Raw genomic sequence first — 18,796 nt, forward strand, 5'->3', positions numbered from 1 at the left:
CTCAGTTCCCCTTCCCCTGCTGGACGGTGACCGCGCCCTCGGCGAGGGCGGCCTCGACCTCGTGCGGGAACGGCATGGCGGAGGAGCAGGCGAGCCGGGCGGCGACGATGGCGCCCGCCGCGTTGGCGTAGCGGATGGTGCGGGCGAGGTCCCAGCCGCTGAGCAGGCCGTGGCAGAGGGCCCCGCCGAAGGCGTCGCCCGCGCCGAGGCCGTTGACCACGTCGACGGGGAGCGGCGGCACATCGGCGACCGTGCCGTCGCGGTGGACGGCGAGGACGCCGGCCGGGCCCTGTTTGACGACGGCCAGTTCGACGCCGGCGTCGATGAGGGCGCGGGCGGCCGCGTACGGTTCGCGCTCGCCGGTCGCCACCTCGCACTCGTCGAGGTTGCCCACGGCGACGGTCGCGTAGGCCAGGGCCTCGCGGTAGCGGGCGGCGGGCCGGGGCGCGGCGGCGCCGTCGCGCTCGGCGAGGCCGTTCCGCTCGGCGGCGCCGTTCCGCTCGGCGGGCGGCCAGAACGCGGGGCGCCAGTCGAGGTCGAAGACGGTGAGGGCCGCGCGGTCGCGGGCGCGCAGCGCGGTGAGCGTCGCGGTGCGGCTGGGCTCGGCGCAGAGTCCGGTGCCGGTCATCCAGAAGACGGCGGCGGACCGGATCGCCGCCAGGTCGAGTTCGGCGGGGTGGATCTCCAGGTCGGGGGCCTTGGGCTGCCGGTAGAAGTAGAGGGGGAAGTCGTCGGGCGGGAAGATCTCGCAGAAGGTGACCGGGGTCGGGTAGGCGGCGACGGGCGTCACCCAGCGGTCGTCGACGCCGAACTCCCGCAACTGCTCGCGCAGATAGGTGCCGAAGGGGTCCTGTCCGGTGCGGGTCACGACGGCGGTGCGCCGGCCGAGGCGGGCTGCGGCGACGGCGACGTTGGACGGGGAGCCGCCGAGGAACTTCCCGAAGGTGTCGACCCGTGCCAGCGGCACGCCCGTGCGCAGGGGGTAGAGGTCCACCCCGATCCGCCCCATGGTGATCACGTCGTACGGCTGCTCGGGCATGCAGTGTCCCTTCCGCTGGGCACCGTTCGGGCTGCCGGAGGGTCCGGCCGCCGCGTCGGCGCCGGCCGGGCTCCGGTATGTCTCTTCCCTGTCTCACTCTCCCTTTTGATCATCGTCAACCCTGTGCACGGACATGCGGGCGCGTGCTTGACACCCGTTTCACCGCGTGATGAGCCTTGGTCATGACCTCATCCACGGCTTCCGCCCCGGACCGCATCCGCATCGGATCGGCACCCGACTCGTGGGGGGTGTGGTTCCCCGACGATCCGCGGCAGGTGCCCTGGCGGCGCTTCCTCGACGAGGTCGCGGCCGCGGGCTACGAGTGGATCGAGCTGGGTCCGTACGGCTACCTCCCGACCGATCCGGGGCGCCTCGCGGAGGAGACCGGCAGCCGTGGGCTCTCCGTCTCGGCGGGCACCGTCTTCACCGGATTGCACCACGGGCCGGACGTCTGGGACCGGACCTGGGCGCATGTCGCCGGCATCGCGGCGCTCACACAGGCGATGGGGGCGGCGCATCTCGTGGTCATCCCCTCGTTCTGGCGGGACGACCGGACGGGCGAGGTGCTGGAGGAGCGCACGCTGACCGCCGGGCAGTGGCGGAACCTGACCTCGCAGACGGAACGGCTGGCGCGGGAGGTCCGCGAGCGGTACGGGCTGCGCGTCGTCGTCCACCCGCATGCCGACACCCATATCGACACCGAGGAGAACGTCAGCCGGTTCCTGGACGCCACCGACGCGGACCTGGTCTCGCTCTGCCTCGACACCGGGCACTACGCGTACTGCGGGGGCGACAGCGTGGAGCTGATCGAGCGCTACGGGGAGCGGATCGGCTACCTCCACCTCAAGCAGGTGGACCCGGAGGTCCTCGCGGAGGTGGTGGCGGACGAGGTGCCGTTCGGGCCGGCCGTGGCGCGCGGGGTGATGTGCGAGCCGCCGGGCGGGGTGCCGGCGCTGGAGCCCGTGCTCGCCGCGGCCCGTCGGCTGGACGTCGATCTGTTCGCCATCGTCGAGCAGGACATGTACCCCTGCCCGCCCGACCGGCCCTTCCCGATCGCCCGCCGCACCCGCGACTACCTCCGCTCCTGCGGCACGGGCGGGGGGCACCGGGGGGCGTGAGGCGGGGGGGGCTCCCCGACCTCGCGTCCCACCTCGTGCCTCGGGGCTCCCCCGTCTCCCCCGAGGCTCCCCCGCCCCGCGCCCCCCGCCCCGCGCCCCCCGCCTCTCGGGGTCAGGTCCGGCTGGGGACCCGCTCCGGCTCGCTCACTCCGGGGCTCGGTATCGCCCCGTCCCCGGGGCGCGGCGCCTCGCCCTCGCTCAGCCCGAACCGTTCGTGGAACCTGCGCAGCGGGGCCGGGGCCCACCAGCTCGCGCGGCCCGTCAGCTTCATCACCGCCGGGACGAGCAGGCTGCGGACCACCATGGCGTCCATCAGCACGGCGAGCGCGATGCCGAGGCCGAGCATCTTGGTGTTGGTGACCCGCGAGGTGCCGATGGCGACCATCACGACCGCCAGGATCACGGCCGCCGCGGTGATCAGGCCGCCGGTGTGCCGCAGGCCGAAGCCGACCGCGTGTTCGTGGTCGCCGGTGCGGTCGTACTCCTCCTTGATCCGGGAGAGCAGGAACACCCCGTAGTCCATGGAGAGCCCGAAGGCGACGCAGAACATGAGCACCGGGAGCGTCGTCTCGATGTCGCCCGTGCTGGTGAAGGAGAGCGGCCCGGACAGGTGGCCGTCCTGGAAGACCCAGACCACCGCCCCGAACATCGCGGTCAGGCTCAGGGCGTTGAGGACGACGGCCTGGATGGGGATCAGCACACTCCCGGTCAGCAGGAACACCAGCAGCAGCGTCACGACGGCGATGATGCCCACCGCCCACGGCAGCTTGTCGCCGATGGCCTCCTTGGAGTCCACCAGGACCGCGGCCGTGCCCGTCACGGAGGTCTCGAAGGGGGCGGGCTGCGCCCGCAGGTCCTTCACCAGGCGCTGGGTCTCCTCCCCGACCGGCTCGCCCTTGCCCAGCACGCCGAAGTAGGCCGTCCGCCCCTCGGTGAACGGGCCGTCCACCCGGAGGACGCCCGGAAGCGCGGCGATCCGGTCGCGGTACGCGGCGTACTGGGCGGGGGTCGCCGCGCCCTCGGCCAGGATGTCGAGGCTGCCGCCGGGGCTGCCGGGGAAGCCGTCCCGTACGTGCTGCTGCACCACGTGGGACTCGGCCGTCGCGGGCAACTGCCGGTCATCAGCCGTACCGAACTTCACGCCCAGGAAGGGCAGCCCGAGCAGGACGAGCCCCACGCTCGTGGCGATCGCGAACAGGGGCGCCCTGCGCATCACCAGCTTCGCGAACCTCCCCCAGCCCGCGCCGGCCTCGGCCCCGGCGGAAGCGGCGTCCGCAGCCGATGCCGGCCGCCTCCGGCGCAGCGCCTTGCGCAGGTCCAGGGAGTTGACGCGGGGGCCCAGGAGCATCAGGGCGGCCGGCAGGAGGATGAGCGCCGCAGCGGCGGCCAGCAGCACCACGGCGATGCCCGCGTAGGCGAAGGAGCGCAGGAAGTACTGCGGGAAGACCAGCATCGCGGCGAGCGACACGGCGACCGTCAGCGAGGAGAACAGCACCGTACGGCCCGCCGTGCGCAGCGTCGTCCCGACGGCCGTCCGGGTCGGGGCGCCGGTCGCCAGTTCCTCGCGGAACCGCCGCACGATGAACAAGGCGTAGTCGATGGCGAGCCCGAGGCCGAGGGCCGTGGTGAGGTTCTGCGCGAAGACGGAGACGTCGGCGAACTCGGTGATGCCGCGCAGCACGGCGTTGGTGCCGAGGATGGCCACGATGCCCACGCCCAGGGGCAGCAGGGCGGCGATCGCGCTGCCGAAGACCATGACGAGCAGCACCAGCGTCACCGGGAGGGCGATCATCTCGGCCCTCAGCAGGTCCTCCTGGATGATCTTCTGCATCTCGTGCTGCACGGCGGCGGGGCCGCCGACCGATACGTTCACCGGGCCGTGCTCTCCCCGGAAGGCCGGGGCCAGCCGGTCCAGCACCTCGCCCGCCGCCTTGTCGTCCCCCTTGATGCGGGCGGCGATGAGCGCTTCCCGGCCGTCCTTCGCGCGCAGCGCGGGCGCCTTGTCCTGCCAGTAGGAGCGGACGCCCACGACGTCCGCCTCCCGGGCGAGCCGGGCGGCCAGGCGGGTCGCCTCTGCGGCCACGGCGGGATCGTCCACGGAGGCGGCGCCGCTGTCCACGAGCAGCAGGAGGTTGGGCTGGGAGGCGGGGAACTCGCGCTCCAGGGCCTTGGTGGCATAGGTCGACTCGGCGTCCGGCGCCTGCCAGCCACCACTGCCCATCCGGTCGGCGACCCCGCCGCCCGCGAGGACCGCGAGCGCCGTGATCACCAGAGCCGCCAGCAGCGTGAGCCGGGGGCGGGCGGTCACGAAGCGCGTCCAGCCCCCCGGACGCTGTGGACCATTGACTTCGGGCATGGTGCGAGATCCCCTTTTCCCCCGGACCCGGGCACGCCAGGCGGCCGCACGAGGCGGTCGCGCAGGGCAGCATGGATCAGTCGTTGCCACATACACTGGCAAACACGAGTCTTCGCTCGCGTTTCATAAGAATGCGAGCGACCACTCGTGTTTGTCAACCGCTCACGAAAGCTGGGGATTGACCGTGTCGCAGGCCAAGGACACAGGGAGCGCCGGAAGCACAGGGAGCCCCGGAAGCGCCGGAAGCGCCGACCGGGCGGACGCCCCTGCGCGGCCGCGCCGGCGGCAGGCTCGGGGCGAGGCCCGTATCGCACAGCTGCTCAAGGCCGCCGCCAACGTCTTCTGCACGACCGGCTACACCGCCGCCAGCACCAATGCCATCGCCCGCGAGGCCGGGGTCTCCCCCGGCACGCTCTACCAGTTCTTCCCGAACAAGGAGGCCATCGCGGTCGAGCTGGGCGACCAGCTCCTGACCCGCTGGCGGGAGACGTACGGGGCCGCCTTCCTGGTCGACCACCTGGAGCTGCCGCTGGACCGGATGCTCGACGCCACCCTCGATCCGCTGATCGAGTTCAACTGCGCGAACCCGGCCTTCACGGTCCTGATGCACGGCTCCGAGATCCCCGGCATGATCACGCGGGAGCACGACGCCGTGCACGTCACGATGCTCGCGCGCGTCGAGACGATCCTCACCGGCTACCTGCCGGACACGCCGCCCGCCGACGTCACCCGGGTCGCCACGATGATCTTCAACGTCTTCAAGTCCGGGCTCGACGTGATCATGGCCCACGAGGGCGAGGAGCGCGCGGCGTACATCCGGGAACTGAAGACGATCCTCTTCCGCTACCTCGAACCCATGATCCCCGACGACACATGCCCGCACACCGACTCGCGTCATACCCCCTAGGGGTATACAGTGAGGGCATGGAAACGCACCGAGTGCGTCTCTCCAGCCCCGCGTGTCCGTCGAAGTCGAAGAGGAGAACACCATGACCGCCGAGACCCAGCTCCCCCAGGCCACCGGCTCCTGCTGCTCGCCGAGCGGTTCCTGCCACGGCGACGCCGGGGCGGACGCCTCGCAGACGGGCGGGGTGACCACCGTCTACCGGGTCACCGGCATGACCTGCGGTCACTGCGAGGGCGCCATCTCCCAGGAGGTCTCCGCCATCGAGGGTGTCACCTCGGTGCAGGCCGTGTCCGCCACCGGGCTGGTGACGGTGGTCTCCGCGACCCCCCTGGACGACGAGGCCGTACGCGCCGCCGTCGACGAGGCGGGTTACGAGCTCGCCGGCCGCGCCTGACACCCTCCGGGAGCCCTCGCGCTCCGCACCACCGGCACCATCCGCACCACCCCTTCGCCGCCGGGCCGGCCCGACCAGCAGATACTGGTGGGGTACGGCCCGCTCGGCGTTCCAGGAGCTCGGACATGCACAGTGCATCGGACACCCCCGGCACGACGGGGTCCGGCACCCCGACCGCGGAGCCCTCGCGGGCCGAATTCCTGATCGGCGGCATGACCTGCGCCTCGTGCGCGGCCCGCGTCGAGAAGAAGCTCAACCGGATGGACGGCGTCACCGCCACGGTGAACTACGCCACGGAGAAGGCCCGAGTCAGCTACGACGGGGCCGGCGTCAGCGTGGACGACCTCATCGCCACGGTCGAGAAGACGGGCTACACGGCGAAGCGGGTCGCCCGGCCGGGCGAGGAGCGGACCGCCCCGGCCCCGGAAGCCGAACGTCCGGCTCCGGAAGCCCAGCGTCCGACTCCGCCGCCGGTCCCGGCATCCCCCCGACCCCGGCCCCCGCAGCAACCGGAACCGGAAGCGGAGGCCCCGAACCAACCCGAGCCCGACCACAGCCCCGAGCCCGACCACGCCCCCGAGCCCGACCACGGCCCCGAGCCCGAGTCCGACGACGACCCCGCGCTCAGCTCCCTCCGGCAGCGCCTCGCCGTCTCCGCCGTGCTCGCCGCCCCCGTCGTCGCCCTGGCGATGATCCCGGCGCTGCAGTTCGATTCCTGGCAGTGGCTCTCGCTCACGCTGGCCGCGCCCGTCGTCGTCTGGGGCGGGCTGCCCTTCCACCGGGCCGCCTGGACCAACCTCCGGCACGGCGCGGCGACCATGGACACGCTCGTCTCCGTGGGCACCCTGGCCGCCTTCGGCTGGTCCTTGTGGGCACTGTTCCTCGGGGACGCCGGGATGCCCGGCATGCGGCACGGCTTCGACCTCACGGCCACCCGGACCGACGGCTCCTCGACCATCTATCTGGAGGTCGCGGCGGGCGTCGTCACCTTCATCCTGCTGGGCCGCTACCTCGAAGCGAAGTCCAAGCGGAGGGCCGGGTCCGCACTGCGCGCGCTGATGCACCTGGGCGCCAGGGACGTGGCGGTCCTGCGCGGCGGCGCCGAGGTCCGCGTGCCCGTCGACCGGCTCGTCGTGGGCGACCGCTTCCTGGTCCGCCCCGGCGAGAAGATCGCCACGGACGGCACGGTCGTGGAGGGCTCGTCTGCGGTGGACGCGTCCATGCTCACCGGCGAGTCCGTCCCCGTGGACGTGAGCGCCGGGGACCGGGTCGCCGGGGCGACCGTGAACGTCTCGGGCCGGCTCGTCGTGGAGGCGACCCGCGTCGGCTCGGACACCCAGCTCGCCCGGATGGCGAGGCTCGTCGAGGACGCCCAGAACGGCAAGGCCGAGGTGCAGCGGCTGGCCGACCGGATCTCGGCGGTGTTCGTCCCCGTCGTCCTGCTGATCGCCCTCGCCACCCTGGTCGCCTGGCTGCTGGCCACGGACGACGTGACGGCGGCGTTCACGGCGGCGGTGGCCGTGCTGATCATCGCCTGCCCCTGCGCCCTGGGCCTCGCCACCCCGACCGCCCTCATGGTCGGCACCGGACGCGGCGCCCAGCTCGGCATCCTCATCAAGGGCCCCGAAGTCCTCGAATCCACCCGCCGCGTCGACACCATCGTCCTCGACAAGACCGGCACCGTCACCACCGGCCGCATGACCCTCCAGACCGTCCACACCGCACCCGGCACCACCGAAACCGACGTCCTGCGCCTCGCCGGAGCCCTCGAACACGCCTCCGAACACCCCATCGCCCAGGCCGTCGCCACCGGCGCCACCGAACGCACCGGCACCACCCTCCCCACCCCCGAGGACTTCACCAACGTCCCCGGACTCGGCGTCCAGGGCATCGTGGACGGCCACAAGGTGCTCGTCGGGCGCCCCAGCCTGCTCGCCGAGGCCGGAATGCCCCTCCCCGACATCCTGGCCACCGCCGTCGCGGACGCCGCCGCCCGAGGGCGTACGGCCATCGCGGTCGGCTGGGACGGCGAGGCGCGCGGGGTCCTGGAGGTCGCCGACGCGGTCAAGGAGTCCAGCGCGCAGGCCGTCGCCGCGCTCCGGGACCTCGGCCTGAAACCGATCCTGCTGACGGGCGACAACCGCGCCGTGGCGGAGGCGGTCGCCGCGGAGGTCGGGATCGACGAGGTGCGCGCGGAGGTGCTGCCGGAGGAGAAGGCACAGGTCATCCGGGATCTGCGGGAGCGGGGACGGGTGGTCGCCATGGTCGGCGACGGGGTCAACGACGCGGCCGCGCTGGCCACCGCCGACCTCGGCCTCGCGATGGGCACCGGCACGGACGCCGCGATCGAGGCGAGCGACCTGACGCTGGTTCGTGGAGATCTCAAGGTGACAGCCGACGCCATCCGCCTCTCGCGGCGCACCCTCACCACCATCAAGGGCAACCTCTGCTGGGCATTCGGTTACAACGTCGCCGCCCTACCCCTTGCGGCGTTTGGGCTGCTCAACCCTATGATTGCCGGAGCGGCGATGGCCTTCTCATCGGTCTTCGTCGTGACGAACAGCCTGCGCCTGCGGTCCTTCACGTAACTTCCACAATGAGATTCAGATCACATCGGTTTCAGGGTAACCATTCGATGGGTTCGTAAGTCTTAGAGTGCGATGCCAAGGATGTCTTGGGGGACGTCCGGCGGAGTGTCTTGGGGGACGCTCCGGGCTAGCGTGGGCCGGGGCACGTACACCGGGGAGCTTTGAGCGGCCCTCCCGTCGGTACGTACCCCGGCAGACCACAGCAGCAGTGCGCAGTACCGAGGCACGGCTCCCACCGAACGCCCGGCCGGATCCCGTGGGGGGAATCCGCTCCGGGACATGGGAAGCGCCTCGCTGTCGGCCCGTGGGGGGATCGACGGCGGGGCGCTTCTCGCTTACGCGGGAGCGCTCCCGGCGCGAAACCGCAGCGCGCACGCAGCACAAAAACACCCACCGCACACGCACCGCGCCCCCGGCTCCGCGTCGCTCGGGGCGAGGCGCGGCAGGCGGGGGCGCGGGGGTCCGGCGTCAGTCAGGGCCGGGGTGATGCGGAGGAGGTCGTTCAGCGGCCCTCGACCGGGACGAAGTCGCGCAGGACCTCGCCGGTGTAGATCTGGCGCGGGCGGCCGATGCGGGAACCCGGCTCCTTGATCATCTCGTGCCACTGGGCGATCCAGCCGGGGAGCCGGCCGATGGCGAACAGCACGGTGAACATCTCGGTCGGGAAGCCCATCGCGCGGTAGATGAGGCCCGTGTAGAAGTCCACGTTCGGGTAGAGGTTGCGCGAGACGAAGTACTCGTCGGAGAGCGCGTGCTCCTCCAGCTTGAGCGCGATGTCGAGCAGCTCGTCGGACTTGCCGAGCGCGGACAGCACGTCGTGGGCGGCGGCCTTGATGATCTTGGCGCGCGGGTCGAAGGACTTGTACACCCGGTGGCCGAAGCCCATCAGGCGGACGCCGTCCTCCTTGTTCTTCACCTTGCGGATGAAGGAGTCGACGTCGCCGCCGTTGGCCTGGATGCCTTCCAGCATCTCCAGGACGGACTGGTTGGCGCCGCCGTGCAGGGGGCCCCAGAGGGCGGAGATGCCGGCGGAGATCGAGGCGAACATGTTCGCCTGCGAGGAGCCGACCAGGCGCACGGTGGAGGTCGAGCAGTTCTGCTCGTGGTCCGCGTGCAGGATGAGGAGCTTGTCGAGCGCCGCGACGACGACCGGGTCCAGCTCGTACTCCTGGGCCGGCACGGAGAAGGTCATGCGCAGGAAGTTCTCGACGTAGCCGAGGTCGTTGCGCGGGTAGACGAACGGGTGACCGATCGACTTCTTGTACGCGTACGCGGCGATGGTCGGGAGCTTGGCGAGCAGCCGGATCGTCGAGAGGTGGCGCTGCTCCTCGTCGAACGGATTGTGGCTGTCCTGGTAGAACGTGGACAGCGCGCTGACGACCGAGGACAGCATGGCCATCGGGTGGGCGTCGCGCGGGAAGCCGTCGAAGAAGCGCTTGACGTCCTCGTGCAGCAGGGTGTGCTGGGTGATCTCGTTCTTGAAGGTCGACAGCTCGTCGACCTTGGGAAGCTCGCCGTTGATCAGCGTGTAGGCGACCTCGAGGAACGTCGAGCGCTCGGCGAGCTGCTCGATGGGGTAGCCGCGGTAGCGCAGAATGCCCTGCTCACCGTCGAGGTAGGTGATGGCCGATTTATAGGCAGCGGTGTTGCCGTATCCGCTGTCCAGGGTCACCAGGCCGGTGTTCGCCCGGAGCTTCCCGATGTCGAAGCCCTTGTCGCCGACGGTGCTGTCGATCACCGGGTAGGTGTACTCGCCATCGCCGTACCGAAGTACCACAGCGTTGTTGGTGTGCTCGCTCACGTCATCCCTCACCGACGTAGTGCCTCTTCTTCGAGGTTCCCTGACTGTCTCCACCCTCCCCCATTTGGCTCAGGAGAGTGCACTCGGGGTCGTCCATTGGACCTACTCGCGGCACTGAGTGCCGCGAACTTAGCCATCCTGCCCCCTTGACTCCGGTTCCGGAAGACCTCCGTGATGTTTCCCACCGTTTTGATCGATCATTTTTACCGACGATCCTCCATCGAGGTCTCCGGAGAGCCGGTGATCCAGCGCCGTACAGCGTCTGCCTGCGGAAACCGTGCGAACCGCCTGGCCGATCGCCTGCCGGGAACCGACCAGGACGACGAGCTTCTTGGCACGGGTGACGGCGGTGTAGAGGAGGTTCCGCTGGAGCATCATCCAGGCGCTCTTGGTGACGGGGATGACCACGGCCGGGTACTCGCTGCCCTGGGAACGGTGGATCGTCATGGCGTACGCGTGGGACAGCTCGTCCAGCTCGTCGAAGTCGTAGCCGATCTCCTCGTCCTCGTCGGTCAGCACCGTCAGCCGCTGTTCGTCCAGGTCGAGGCCGGTGACGACGCCGACCGTGCCGTTGAAGACGCCGTTGGCGCCCTTGTCGTAGTTGTTGCGGATCTGGGTGACCTTGTCGCCCACCCGGAACACCCGGCCGCCGAACCGCTTCTCCGGCACGTCGGGCCGGCCGGGGGTGATCGCCTGCTGGAGCAGCCCGTTGAGATGACCGGCCCCGGCCGGGCCCCGGTGCATCGGCGCGAGCACCTGTACGTCCCGCCGCGCGTTCAGTCCGAACTTGGCCGGAATGCGGCGGGCGGCGACGTCCACCGCGAGCACCCCGGCGTCCTCCGTCTCGTCCTCCACGAAGAGAAAGAAGTCGCTGAGCCCCTGGGTGAGGGGCGGTACGCCGGAGTTGATGCGGTGCGCGTTGGTGACGACGCCCGATTGCTGGGCCTGGCGGAAAATAGTGGTCAGCCGGACCGCCGGCACCGGGCCGCCGTCCGCCAGCAGGTCCCGCAGCACCTCCCCCGCCCCCACCGATGGCAGCTGGTCCACATCGCCGACGAGCAACAGGTGGGCACCGGGTGCCACCGCCTTGACGAGCTTGTTGGCCAGCAGCAGATCGAGCATCGACGCCTCGTCCACGACGACGAGATCGGCGTCCAGCGGACGGTCCCGGTCGTACGCCGCGTCGCCGCCGGGCTTCAGCTCCAGGAGCCGGTGCACGGTGGACGCCTCGGCCCCCGTCAGCTCCGAGAGCCGCTTGGCCGCCCGGCCGGTGGGCGCGGCGAGCACCACCTTGGCCTTCTTGGCACGGGCCAGCTCCACGATGGACCGGACCGTGAACGACTTGCCGCAGCCGGGGCCGCCGGTCAGCACGGCGACCTTCCGGGTGAGCGCGAGCCGTACGGCGGCCTCCTGCTCGGGCGCCAGCGTGGCGCCGGTCCGGCCCGCGAGCCACCTCAGCGCCTTGTCCCAGTCCACGTCCGCGAAGGCCGGCATCCGCTCCTCCGGTGTCCGCAGCAGCCGGCGCACCTGGGCGGCGAGGGAGATCTCCGCGCGGTGGAACGGCACCAGATACACCGCCGTGACCGGCTCGCCGCCCTCCGGCGACGGCACCTTCTCGCGTACGACGCCCTCCGGTTCCCCGGCCAGCTCGGCCAGGCAGTCGATGACGAGGCCGGTGTCCACCTGGAGCAGCTTCACCGCGTCCGCGATGAGCCGTTCCTCGGGCAGGAAGCAGTGGCCCTGGTCGGTGGACTGCGACAGCGCGTACTGGAGGCCCGCCTTGACCCGTTCCGGGCTGTCGTGCGGGATGCCGACGGCCTGGGCGATCCGGTCGGCGGTCAGGAAGCCGATGCCCCAGACGTCGGCGGCCAGCCGGTAGGGCTGGTTCTTCACCACGGAGATCGAGGCGTCCTCGTACTTCTTGTAGATCCGCACGGCGATCGACGTCGAGACGCCGACGCCCTGGAGGAAAACCATGACCTCCTTGATCGCCTTCTGCTCCTCCCAGGCGGCGGCGATCATCTTCGTCCGCTTGGGGCCGAGGCCGGGCACCTCGATGAGGCGCTTGGGCTCCCGCTCGATGATGTCCAGCGTGTCCACGCCGAAATGGGTGGTGATCCGGTCGGCCATGACGGGCCCGATGCCCTTGATCAGGCCGGAACCCAGGTAACGGCGGATGCCCTGGATGGTCGCGGGCAGAATCGTCGTGTAGTTCTCCACGACGAACTGCTTGCCGTACTGCGCATGGGAGCCCCAGCGCCCCTCCATCCGCAACGACTCCCCCGGCTGCGCGCCGAGCAGCGCCCCCACCACGGTGAGCAGATCGCCGCTCCCCCGCCCGGTGTCCACCCTCGCGACGGTGTACCCGTTCTCCTCATTGGCGTACGTGATCCGCTCCAGGACGCCTTCGAGGACGGCGAGGCCGGGGTGGTGGGGTGCGTTGGCAACCATGCCGCGACGCTACCGGGTGGCTCGGACAGCGTGAGCCCCCGCACCGGAGGCTCTCGACTGGCGCCATCGCCAGTACCAGTCGGCCGCGCGCGAGAAGGGGCCCCGGATGTCGGTATCGGGCAGCGAAGCGACGAACACCGCCTTGTGTACCAGCCCACGGAGTACGAACTCGTCATCGTCCAGGCCGGATACCGCTACGGCTGAGGGTCGCCGTCGCCGAGCCCGCCAGGCGCACTGTCGGGTGGTGGTGGGTCGGTTGTACGTTGGCGTTCCGTTCGGCCGGTGAAAGGTGTCGCGTGTGTCCAGGTCCCGTGCGTTGTCGCTGTCTCTCGTGGCGCTCGCCGCTGCCGCGCTCGCGCTGACCGGCTGCTCGTCGGACGACGGCGGCTCCGGCAAGGGAAGCGGGGGTACGGGCGGCGGCAAGGGGAGCGCCGAGCTGACCTACCAGGGCGGGGACGGCGGGAAGCTGAGCATCGACAGCGTCGGCTGCGCCACCCTCGACGGCAAGCTCACCGCCATCACCGCGCCCGCCGACGCGGACAGCGAGAACCCCGCGAAGCCGTCGTTCACCGCCGCCGTGAGCGGCGAGAAGGCGATGGTCACGCTCACCACGAAGGACGGCACGACCTACCTGCACGCCGCCGCCCCCGGCGTCACCGGCCGTGAGAGCGGCGACACCTGGGTCGTCACCGTGGCCGGGCTGAAGCTGGAGCCGACCGATCCGAGCGGCGAGTCGATCACCGTGGACGGCACGATCACCTGCGGCAGCGTCGTCGGGATCTAGGGCGGCCGGGTCCGCCCGCCCAACGGCCGGATAGCATCCGGCCCATGGGTAGATCGAAGCTCCTCGTACCGGCCCTCGCCCTCACCGCGGCCGGGGCCGCCCTCCTCACCGGCTGCTCCTCCGACGATCCGGACACGGACGCGGCGCAACCCGCGGCCTCCTCGCCGGCCGCGTCCTCCCCCGCCTCCTCCGCCGCACCGGCGACGAGCGAGGCCGCGCCCGCCCCGTACACCGAGCCCGCCGCGTGCGAGAGCCTCGGGCTCGCGTCGGAGGCGACGCTCGCCGGGAAGGACCTGGCGGCCTGTGTGTCCGCCGCGTTCGCCGCGTACGGGACGGGTACGGAGAGCCTGCTCGTCGGTGACCGGTCGGGCATCACGCGGTTCCGGGTCGGGGACGATCCGGCGCTCGCGGGGGACGTCGACGGGGCGGACGGCAAGAAGGCCGCGAACTCGTACGTCTCGATCGGCGGCGAGGAGTGGATCAAGTCCGACGGGGCCTGGGAGAAGAGCGACTCCAAGGAGGCGGTCGACGCCGAGCTGGGGAGGAAGTACCGGACGGTCTCCGACCCGCAGGGCATCGCGGACGTCATCGGCTCATTCTCGACCTGGAAGGTCGACACCGAGAAGGCGCTGATCTCCCTGGAGAACGGCAAGGACGTGCAGGCGTGGCGCATCACCAACGCCGAGCACTTCGACCACGACGGCTCCGAAGTGGTCGAGTACATCGTGTGGCTGGACGACGACGGTACGCCGGTGGGCGTCCAGAACACGTCGAACACGGCCGGGAAGTCGCGCACGTACTCGCAGCACTTCTACGACCTCGGGCAGCCGGTCACCATCGAGGCGCCGCCCCAGTAGGCGCCCCGACAGGCACGGCAGGCGCAGCCCGCTCCCCGGCGTCCGGACCGCACAGCCGGGCCCCGGGGAGCGGAGGCATCGTTCAGCAGGCGTGCTCGGTGTAGCGGGCCGCCACCTCCGCGAGGACCTCCGCGCCGTTGCGCGCCCACAGGGCCTCGTTGAAGATCTCCACCTCGATCGGGCCGTCGAAGCCCGCCTCCTCCACCGCGCGGCGGAAGAACCGGAAGTCCACGCTGCCGTCGCCGAGTTGGCCGCGGCCCAGCAGGACGCCCGCCGGGAGCGGGGTGATCCAGTCCGCGAGCTGGAAGGAGTGGATGCGGCCGCCCGCGCCGGCCCGCGCGATCTGGGCGGGCGCCTGGTCGTCCCACCAGAGGTGGTACGTGTCCACGACGACGCCGACGTGCTCGGCCGGGAAGCGCTCCGCGAGGTCCAGCGCCTGGGAGAGCGTCGAGACGACGCAGCGGTCGGCGGCGAACATCGGGTGCAGCGGCTCGATGGCGAGCCGCACCCCGCGCTCCGCCGCGTACGGGACCAGCTCGGCCAGGGCGTCCGCGATGCGCTCGCGGGCGCCGTACAGGTCGCGGCTGCCCTCCGGCAGGCCGCCCGAGACGAGGACCAGGGTGTCCGTCGCCAGGCCCGCCGCCTCGTCGAGCGCGGCCCGGTTGTCGTCCAGGGCGCGGGTCCGCCCCGCCGGGTCCGCCGCGGTGAGGAAGCCGCCCCGGCACAGGCTGGTGACGGACAGGCCGTGATCGGACAGCAACCGGGCGGTCGCCTCCACGCCGTACGCCTGCACCGGGGCCCGCCACAGGCCGACCTTGTCGACACCCGCCTTCGCGCAGCCCGCGGCCAGCTCGGGGAGCGACCACTGCTTGATGGTCTCCTGGTTGAGGGAGAGCCGGCCGTCGCTCATCGGGTGCCTCCGTTGACGGTAAGGAACGCGCGCATCCGGGACTCCGCCAGCTCCGGGTCCGGGAACAGGCCGAGCCGGTCCGCGAGTTCGTACGCCTTCGCCAGGTGCGGCACCGAACGGGCCGACTGCAGGCCGCCCACCATCGTGAAGTGGTCCTGGTGGCCGGCCAGCCAGGCCAGGAACACCACACCGGTCTTGTAGTAGCGGGTCGGCGCCCGGAAGAGGTGCCGGGACAGCTCGACGGTCGGATCGAGGAGTGCGCGGAAGCCCTGGGTGTCACCCGTGTCGAGCACCCGTACCGCGTGCGCGGCCAGCGGGCCCAGCGGGTCGAAGATGCCGAGCAGCGCGTGGCTGAAGCCCCGGTCGTCGCCGGCGATCAGCTCCGGGTAGTTGAAGTCGTCGCCGGTGTAGCACCGCACCCCGCCCGGCAGCCGGCGGCGCACGTCGATCTCGCGGTCCGCGTCGAGCAGCGACATCTTGATGCCGTCGACCTTGTCCGGGTGCTCCCCGATGACCTGGAGGAAGGTGTCGGTGGCCAGGTCCAGGTCGGTGGAGCCCCAGTAGCCTTCGAGCGCCGGGTCGAACATCGGGCCCAGCCAGTGCAGGACGACCGGTTCGGTGGCCTGGCGCAGCAGGTGGGCGTACGTGTCCAGGTAGTCCTGGGGGCCCTTCGCGGCGGCGGCCAGGGCGCGGGAGGCCATGAGGACGGCCTGGGCGCCGCTCTCCTCGACGACGGCGAGCTGTTCCTCGTACGCGGCCCGCACCTCGGCGAGCGTGGCCGGACCGGGCGGCAGCTGGTCGGTGCCGACGCCGCAGGCGATGCGGCCGCCGACCGACTTCGCCTCGGCGGCCGAGCGGCGGATCAGCTCCTCGGCGCCCGCCCAGTCCAGGCCCATGCCGCGCTGCGCGGTGTCCATGGCCTCGGCGACGCCCAGCCCGTGCGACCAGAGGTGGCGGCGGAAGGCGAGGGTGGCGTCCCAGTCGACGGCGGCGGGCGAGTCAGGGGTGACGTCGGCGTACGGGTCGGCGACGACGTGCGCCGCGGAGAAGACCGTACGGGAGGCGAGCGGCGCCCCGGCCGGGGCGAGGTCGAGCGGGGTGGCGCGGGGCTCGTAGGGGCCCTGCGGGAGGTGAAGGGTCACGGTGACGGCTCCGTTGGTCCGTGGGAGGGGTGGCGGCGGGTCACAGCGACAGCTCGGGGACGTCCAGGCGGCGGCCCTCGGCGTGGGACTTCAGGCCGAGCTCCGCGAGCTGCACACCGCGCGCGCCCGCCATCAGGTCCCAGGTGTAGGGCTCGTCCAGCACGATGTGACGCAGGAACAGCTCCCACTGGGCCTTGAAGCCGTTGTCGAAGACCGCGTTGTCCGGGACCTCCTGCCACTGGTCGCGGAACGGCTCGGTGACGGGCAGGTCCGGGTTCCAGACCGGCTTCGGGGTGGCCGAGCGGTGCTGGACGCGGCAGTTGCGCAGACCGGCGACGGCGGAGCCGTGGGTGCCGTCCACCTGGAACTCGACCAGTTCGTCGCGGTTGACCCGGACCGTCCAGGAGGAGTTGATCTGGGCGACGGCGCCGCCCTCCAGCTGGAAGATGCCGTAGGCGGCGTCGTCGGCGGTCGCGGCGTAGGGCTTGCCGTGCTCGTCGCGGCGCTCGGGGATGTGGGTCTGGACGTGGGCCTGCACGGTGGTGACCCGGCCGAACAGCTCGTGGAGCACGTACTCCCAGTGCGGGAACATGTCCACGACGATGCCGCCGCCGTCCTCCGCGCGGTAGTTCCAGGAGGGGCGCTGGGCCTCCTGCCAGTCACCCTCGAAGACCCAGTAGCCGAACTCGCCGCGCACGGAGAGGATCTCGCCGAAGAAGCCGCCGTCGATGAGGCGCTTCAGCTTCAGCAGGCCCGGCAGGAAGATCTTGTCCTGGACGACGCCGTGCTTGACGCCGGCCTCCTGGGCCAGCCGGGCCAGGTCGAGGGCGCCCCGCACGTCCGTGGCGGTCGGCTTCTCGGTGTAGATGTGCTTGCCGGCGGCGACGGCCTTCTTGATCGCCTCCACCCGTGCCCGGGTGACCTGGGCGTCGAAGTAGATGTCCACGGTGTCGTCCGCGAGGACCGCGTCGAGGTCGGTGGACCACTCGGTGAGGCCGTGGCGCTCGGCGAGTTCCTCCAGCGCGTGGGCGCGGCGGCCGACGAGGACCGGTTCGGGCCACAGCACGTCGCCGTCACCGAGGTCGAGGCCGCCCTGCTCGCGGATCGCGAGGATCGAGCGCACCAGGTGCTGCCGGTATCCCATGCGTCCCGTGACGCCGTTCATGGCGATGCGCACTGTCCTGCGTGTCACGAAAGTTCCCTCCGTACGGCCGTAGCAAGCGCTTTCTATGCGAGATGACGCTAGCCTGCGGACTGCGGCCCGGACAAGAGGGGGCGCCCCGATTGGTTTCAGGCCCCGGAGGAATGCGATGACAGTCACCCTGGCGGACGTGGCGGCCCGCGCCCGGGTGTCCCCGGCCACCGTGTCCCGTGTGCTGAACGGCAACTACCCGGTGGCGGCCGCCACCCGGGAGCGGGTGCTGCGCGCGGTGGACGAGCTGGACTACGTGCTGAACGGGCAGGCCAGCGCCCTGGCCGCCGCCACGTCCGACCTGGTCGGGGTCCTCGTCAACGACATCGCGGACCCGTTCTTCGGGATCATGGCGGGCGCCGCGCAGACCGAGATCGGCGGGCCGGGCGACGGCTCCGGGCGGGCGGGCGGCGAGAAGCTGGCGGTCGTCTGCAACACCGGCGGCTCCCCCGCCCGCGAGCTGACCTATCTCACCCTGCTCCAGCGCCAGCGCGCCGCCGCCGTCGTCCTCACCGGGGGCGCGGTGGAGGACCCCGAGCACCAGTCGGCGATGGCCGCGAAGCTGACGAAGCTCGCCGAGGCGGGCACCCGCGTCGTGCTGTGCGGGCGGCCGCCGCTGCCGGACGGAGCCTCCGTGGTGGCCGCGCTCGCCTTCGACAACCAGGGCGGGGCCGCGCGCCTGACCCGGCATCTGCTCTCGCTGGGGCACCGCAGCATCGGCTATGTCGCCGGCCCGCTGGAACGCACCACGACCCGCCACCGGCTGGCCGGGCACCGCGAGGCGATGCGGTCGGCGGGCGCGGCCGGCGACGAGGACCGGCTGACCGTGCACGGCTCGTACGACCGGGGCTCCGGCTACGACGCCACCGTCGAACTGCTGCGCCGCGAACCGGGGATCACCGCCGTCGTCGCCGCCAACGACACGGTGGCGCTCGGCGCGGCGGCGGCGATCCGGGACCGGGGGCTGCGCATCCCGGAGGACATCTCGGTGGCCGGCTTCGACGACCTGCCGTTCTCGGTGGACGTGGTCCCGGCGCTGACGACCGTACGGCTGCCGCTGTTCGAGGCGGGGGCGCGGGCGGGCCGGCTGGCCATGGGCAAGGAGGAGCCGCCGCCGGGCGGCATCGCGCTGATCCCGGCCGAGCTGATGGTGCGCGGCTCGACGGCCCCGCCCCGCACGTGAGTCCCGCGCGGGACGGGGTACGCGAGGGGGCACCCGCCCGCTGACCTGCGGCGGCGAACGACGGAAGGACCACG

General features: G+C 71.9%; 14 protein-coding genes. 7 read left to right on the forward strand and 7 right to left on the reverse strand.

Features of this window, described 5'->3' with window-relative positions:
* Position 1 precedes the first annotated feature (1 nt).
* Complete coding sequence (gene iolC / locus OG710_RS08825; protein ID WP_330238814.1) at positions 2-1,039, reverse strand: 5-dehydro-2-deoxygluconokinase; 1,038 nt, start codon at positions 1,037-1,039, stop codon at positions 2-4.
* 182 nt (positions 1,040-1,221) lie between these two features.
* Here iolC and OG710_RS08830 point away from each other — a divergent pair, with 182 nt between their 5' ends.
* Positions 1,222-2,157, forward strand: coding sequence for a sugar phosphate isomerase/epimerase family protein (locus tag OG710_RS08830; protein ID WP_330238815.1), 936 nt, complete (start codon positions 1,222-1,224; stop codon positions 2,155-2,157).
* 112 nt (positions 2,158-2,269) lie between these two features.
* On the opposite strand, the gene OG710_RS08835 is transcribed toward OG710_RS08830, so the two are convergent.
* Positions 2,270-4,513 carry an MMPL family transporter gene (locus tag OG710_RS08835; RefSeq protein WP_330238816.1) on the reverse strand — a complete coding sequence of 748 codons (2,244 nt, stop codon included), beginning with the start codon at positions 4,511-4,513 and terminating at the stop codon, positions 2,270-2,272.
* A 184-nt stretch (positions 4,514-4,697) separates the two neighbouring features.
* Between OG710_RS08835 and OG710_RS08840 the strand changes: the two genes are divergently transcribed.
* From OG710_RS08840 to OG710_RS08850, 3 genes are all read left to right on the forward strand, one after another.
* Positions 4,698-5,420, forward strand: a complete 723-nt coding sequence (locus tag OG710_RS08840) for a TetR/AcrR family transcriptional regulator (protein ID WP_330238817.1) — start codon at positions 4,698-4,700, stop codon at positions 5,418-5,420.
* Positions 5,421-5,502: 82 nt separating this feature from the next.
* Positions 5,503-5,814 carry a heavy-metal-associated domain-containing protein gene (locus OG710_RS08845; RefSeq protein WP_330238818.1) on the forward strand — a complete coding sequence of 104 codons (312 nt, stop codon included), beginning with the start codon at positions 5,503-5,505 and terminating at the stop codon, positions 5,812-5,814.
* A 125-nt stretch (positions 5,815-5,939) separates the two neighbouring features.
* Positions 5,940-8,402 carry a heavy metal translocating P-type ATPase gene (locus tag OG710_RS08850; protein WP_330238819.1) on the forward strand — a complete coding sequence of 821 codons (2,463 nt, stop codon included), beginning with the start codon at positions 5,940-5,942 and terminating at the stop codon, positions 8,400-8,402.
* Positions 8,403-8,904: 502 nt separating this feature from the next.
* Here the strand turns inward: OG710_RS08850 and OG710_RS08855 are convergent.
* Together OG710_RS08855 and recD2 are read right to left on the reverse strand one after the other, a co-directional pair.
* Positions 8,905-10,203: a citrate synthase gene (locus OG710_RS08855; RefSeq protein ID WP_330238820.1), complete on the reverse strand. Its 1,299-nt coding sequence runs from the start codon at positions 10,201-10,203 to the stop codon at positions 8,905-8,907.
* A 129-nt stretch (positions 10,204-10,332) separates the two neighbouring features.
* Positions 10,333-12,654, reverse strand: coding sequence for an SF1B family DNA helicase RecD2 (recD2, locus tag OG710_RS08860; protein WP_330238821.1), 2,322 nt, complete (start codon positions 12,652-12,654; stop codon positions 10,333-10,335).
* Between the two features lie 298 nt (positions 12,655-12,952).
* Between recD2 and OG710_RS08865 the strand changes: the two genes are divergently transcribed.
* Together OG710_RS08865 and OG710_RS08870 are read left to right on the forward strand one after the other, a co-directional pair.
* Positions 12,953-13,438 (forward strand): hypothetical protein, encoded by a 486-nt coding sequence (locus OG710_RS08865; protein ID WP_330238822.1) that lies wholly within the window; start codon positions 12,953-12,955, stop codon positions 13,436-13,438.
* Between the two features lie 44 nt (positions 13,439-13,482).
* The gene (locus OG710_RS08870) at positions 13,483-14,295 is read left to right on the forward strand and encodes a hypothetical protein (RefSeq protein WP_330238823.1); all 813 of its coding nucleotides are present in this window, start codon (positions 13,483-13,485) and stop codon (positions 14,293-14,295) included.
* Positions 14,296-14,377: 82 nt separating this feature from the next.
* On the opposite strand, the gene OG710_RS08875 is transcribed toward OG710_RS08870, so the two are convergent.
* From OG710_RS08875 to OG710_RS08885, 3 genes are read right to left on the reverse strand one after another with little or no spacing between them, the layout of a single operon-like run.
* Positions 14,378-15,205 carry a sugar phosphate isomerase/epimerase family protein gene (locus OG710_RS08875; RefSeq protein WP_330238824.1) on the reverse strand — a complete coding sequence of 276 codons (828 nt, stop codon included), beginning with the start codon at positions 15,203-15,205 and terminating at the stop codon, positions 14,378-14,380.
* On the reverse strand, positions 15,202-16,347 hold the full coding sequence (locus OG710_RS08880; RefSeq protein ID WP_330238825.1) for a dihydrodipicolinate synthase family protein: 1,146 nt from the start codon (positions 16,345-16,347) through the stop codon (positions 15,202-15,204). The genes OG710_RS08875 and OG710_RS08880 overlap by 4 nt, the downstream gene beginning before the upstream one ends.
* Positions 16,348-16,387: 40 nt before the next feature.
* Positions 16,388-17,539, reverse strand: a complete 1,152-nt coding sequence (locus tag OG710_RS08885) for a Gfo/Idh/MocA family protein (protein ID WP_111331449.1) — start codon at positions 17,537-17,539, stop codon at positions 16,388-16,390.
* Between the two features lie 118 nt (positions 17,540-17,657).
* Here OG710_RS08885 and OG710_RS08890 point away from each other — a divergent pair, with 118 nt between their 5' ends.
* Complete coding sequence (locus OG710_RS08890) at positions 17,658-18,722, forward strand: LacI family DNA-binding transcriptional regulator (protein WP_330238826.1); 1,065 nt, start codon at positions 17,658-17,660, stop codon at positions 18,720-18,722.
* Positions 18,723-18,796 lie beyond the last annotated feature (74 nt).

The organism is Streptomyces sp. NBC_00525, assembly GCF_036346595.1.
GTDB lineage: Bacteria > Actinomycetota > Actinomycetes > Streptomycetales > Streptomycetaceae > Streptomyces.

Excerpts from the sequence above, each read along its gene's own strand:
- iolC (WP_330238814.1), bottom strand. The coding sequence starts at position 1,039 with ATGCCCGAGCAGCCGTACGACGTGATCACCATGGGGCGGATCGGGGTG.
- OG710_RS08830 (WP_330238815.1), top strand. The coding sequence starts at position 1,222 with ATGACCTCATCCACGGCTTCCGCCCCGGACCGCATCCGCATCGGATCG.
- OG710_RS08835 (WP_330238816.1), bottom strand. The coding sequence starts at position 4,513 with ATGCCCGAAGTCAATGGTCCACAGCGTCCGGGGGGCTGGACGCGCTTC.
- OG710_RS08845 (WP_330238818.1), top strand. The coding sequence starts at position 5,503 with ATGACCGCCGAGACCCAGCTCCCCCAGGCCACCGGCTCCTGCTGCTCG.
- OG710_RS08850 (WP_330238819.1), top strand. The coding sequence starts at position 5,940 with ATGCACAGTGCATCGGACACCCCCGGCACGACGGGGTCCGGCACCCCG.
- recD2 (WP_330238821.1), bottom strand. The coding sequence starts at position 12,654 with ATGGTTGCCAACGCACCCCACCACCCCGGCCTCGCCGTCCTCGAAGGC.
- OG710_RS08870 (WP_330238823.1), top strand. The coding sequence starts at position 13,483 with ATGGGTAGATCGAAGCTCCTCGTACCGGCCCTCGCCCTCACCGCGGCC.
- OG710_RS08875 (WP_330238824.1), bottom strand. The coding sequence starts at position 15,205 with ATGAGCGACGGCCGGCTCTCCCTCAACCAGGAGACCATCAAGCAGTGG.
- OG710_RS08890 (WP_330238826.1), top strand. The coding sequence starts at position 17,658 with ATGACAGTCACCCTGGCGGACGTGGCGGCCCGCGCCCGGGTGTCCCCG.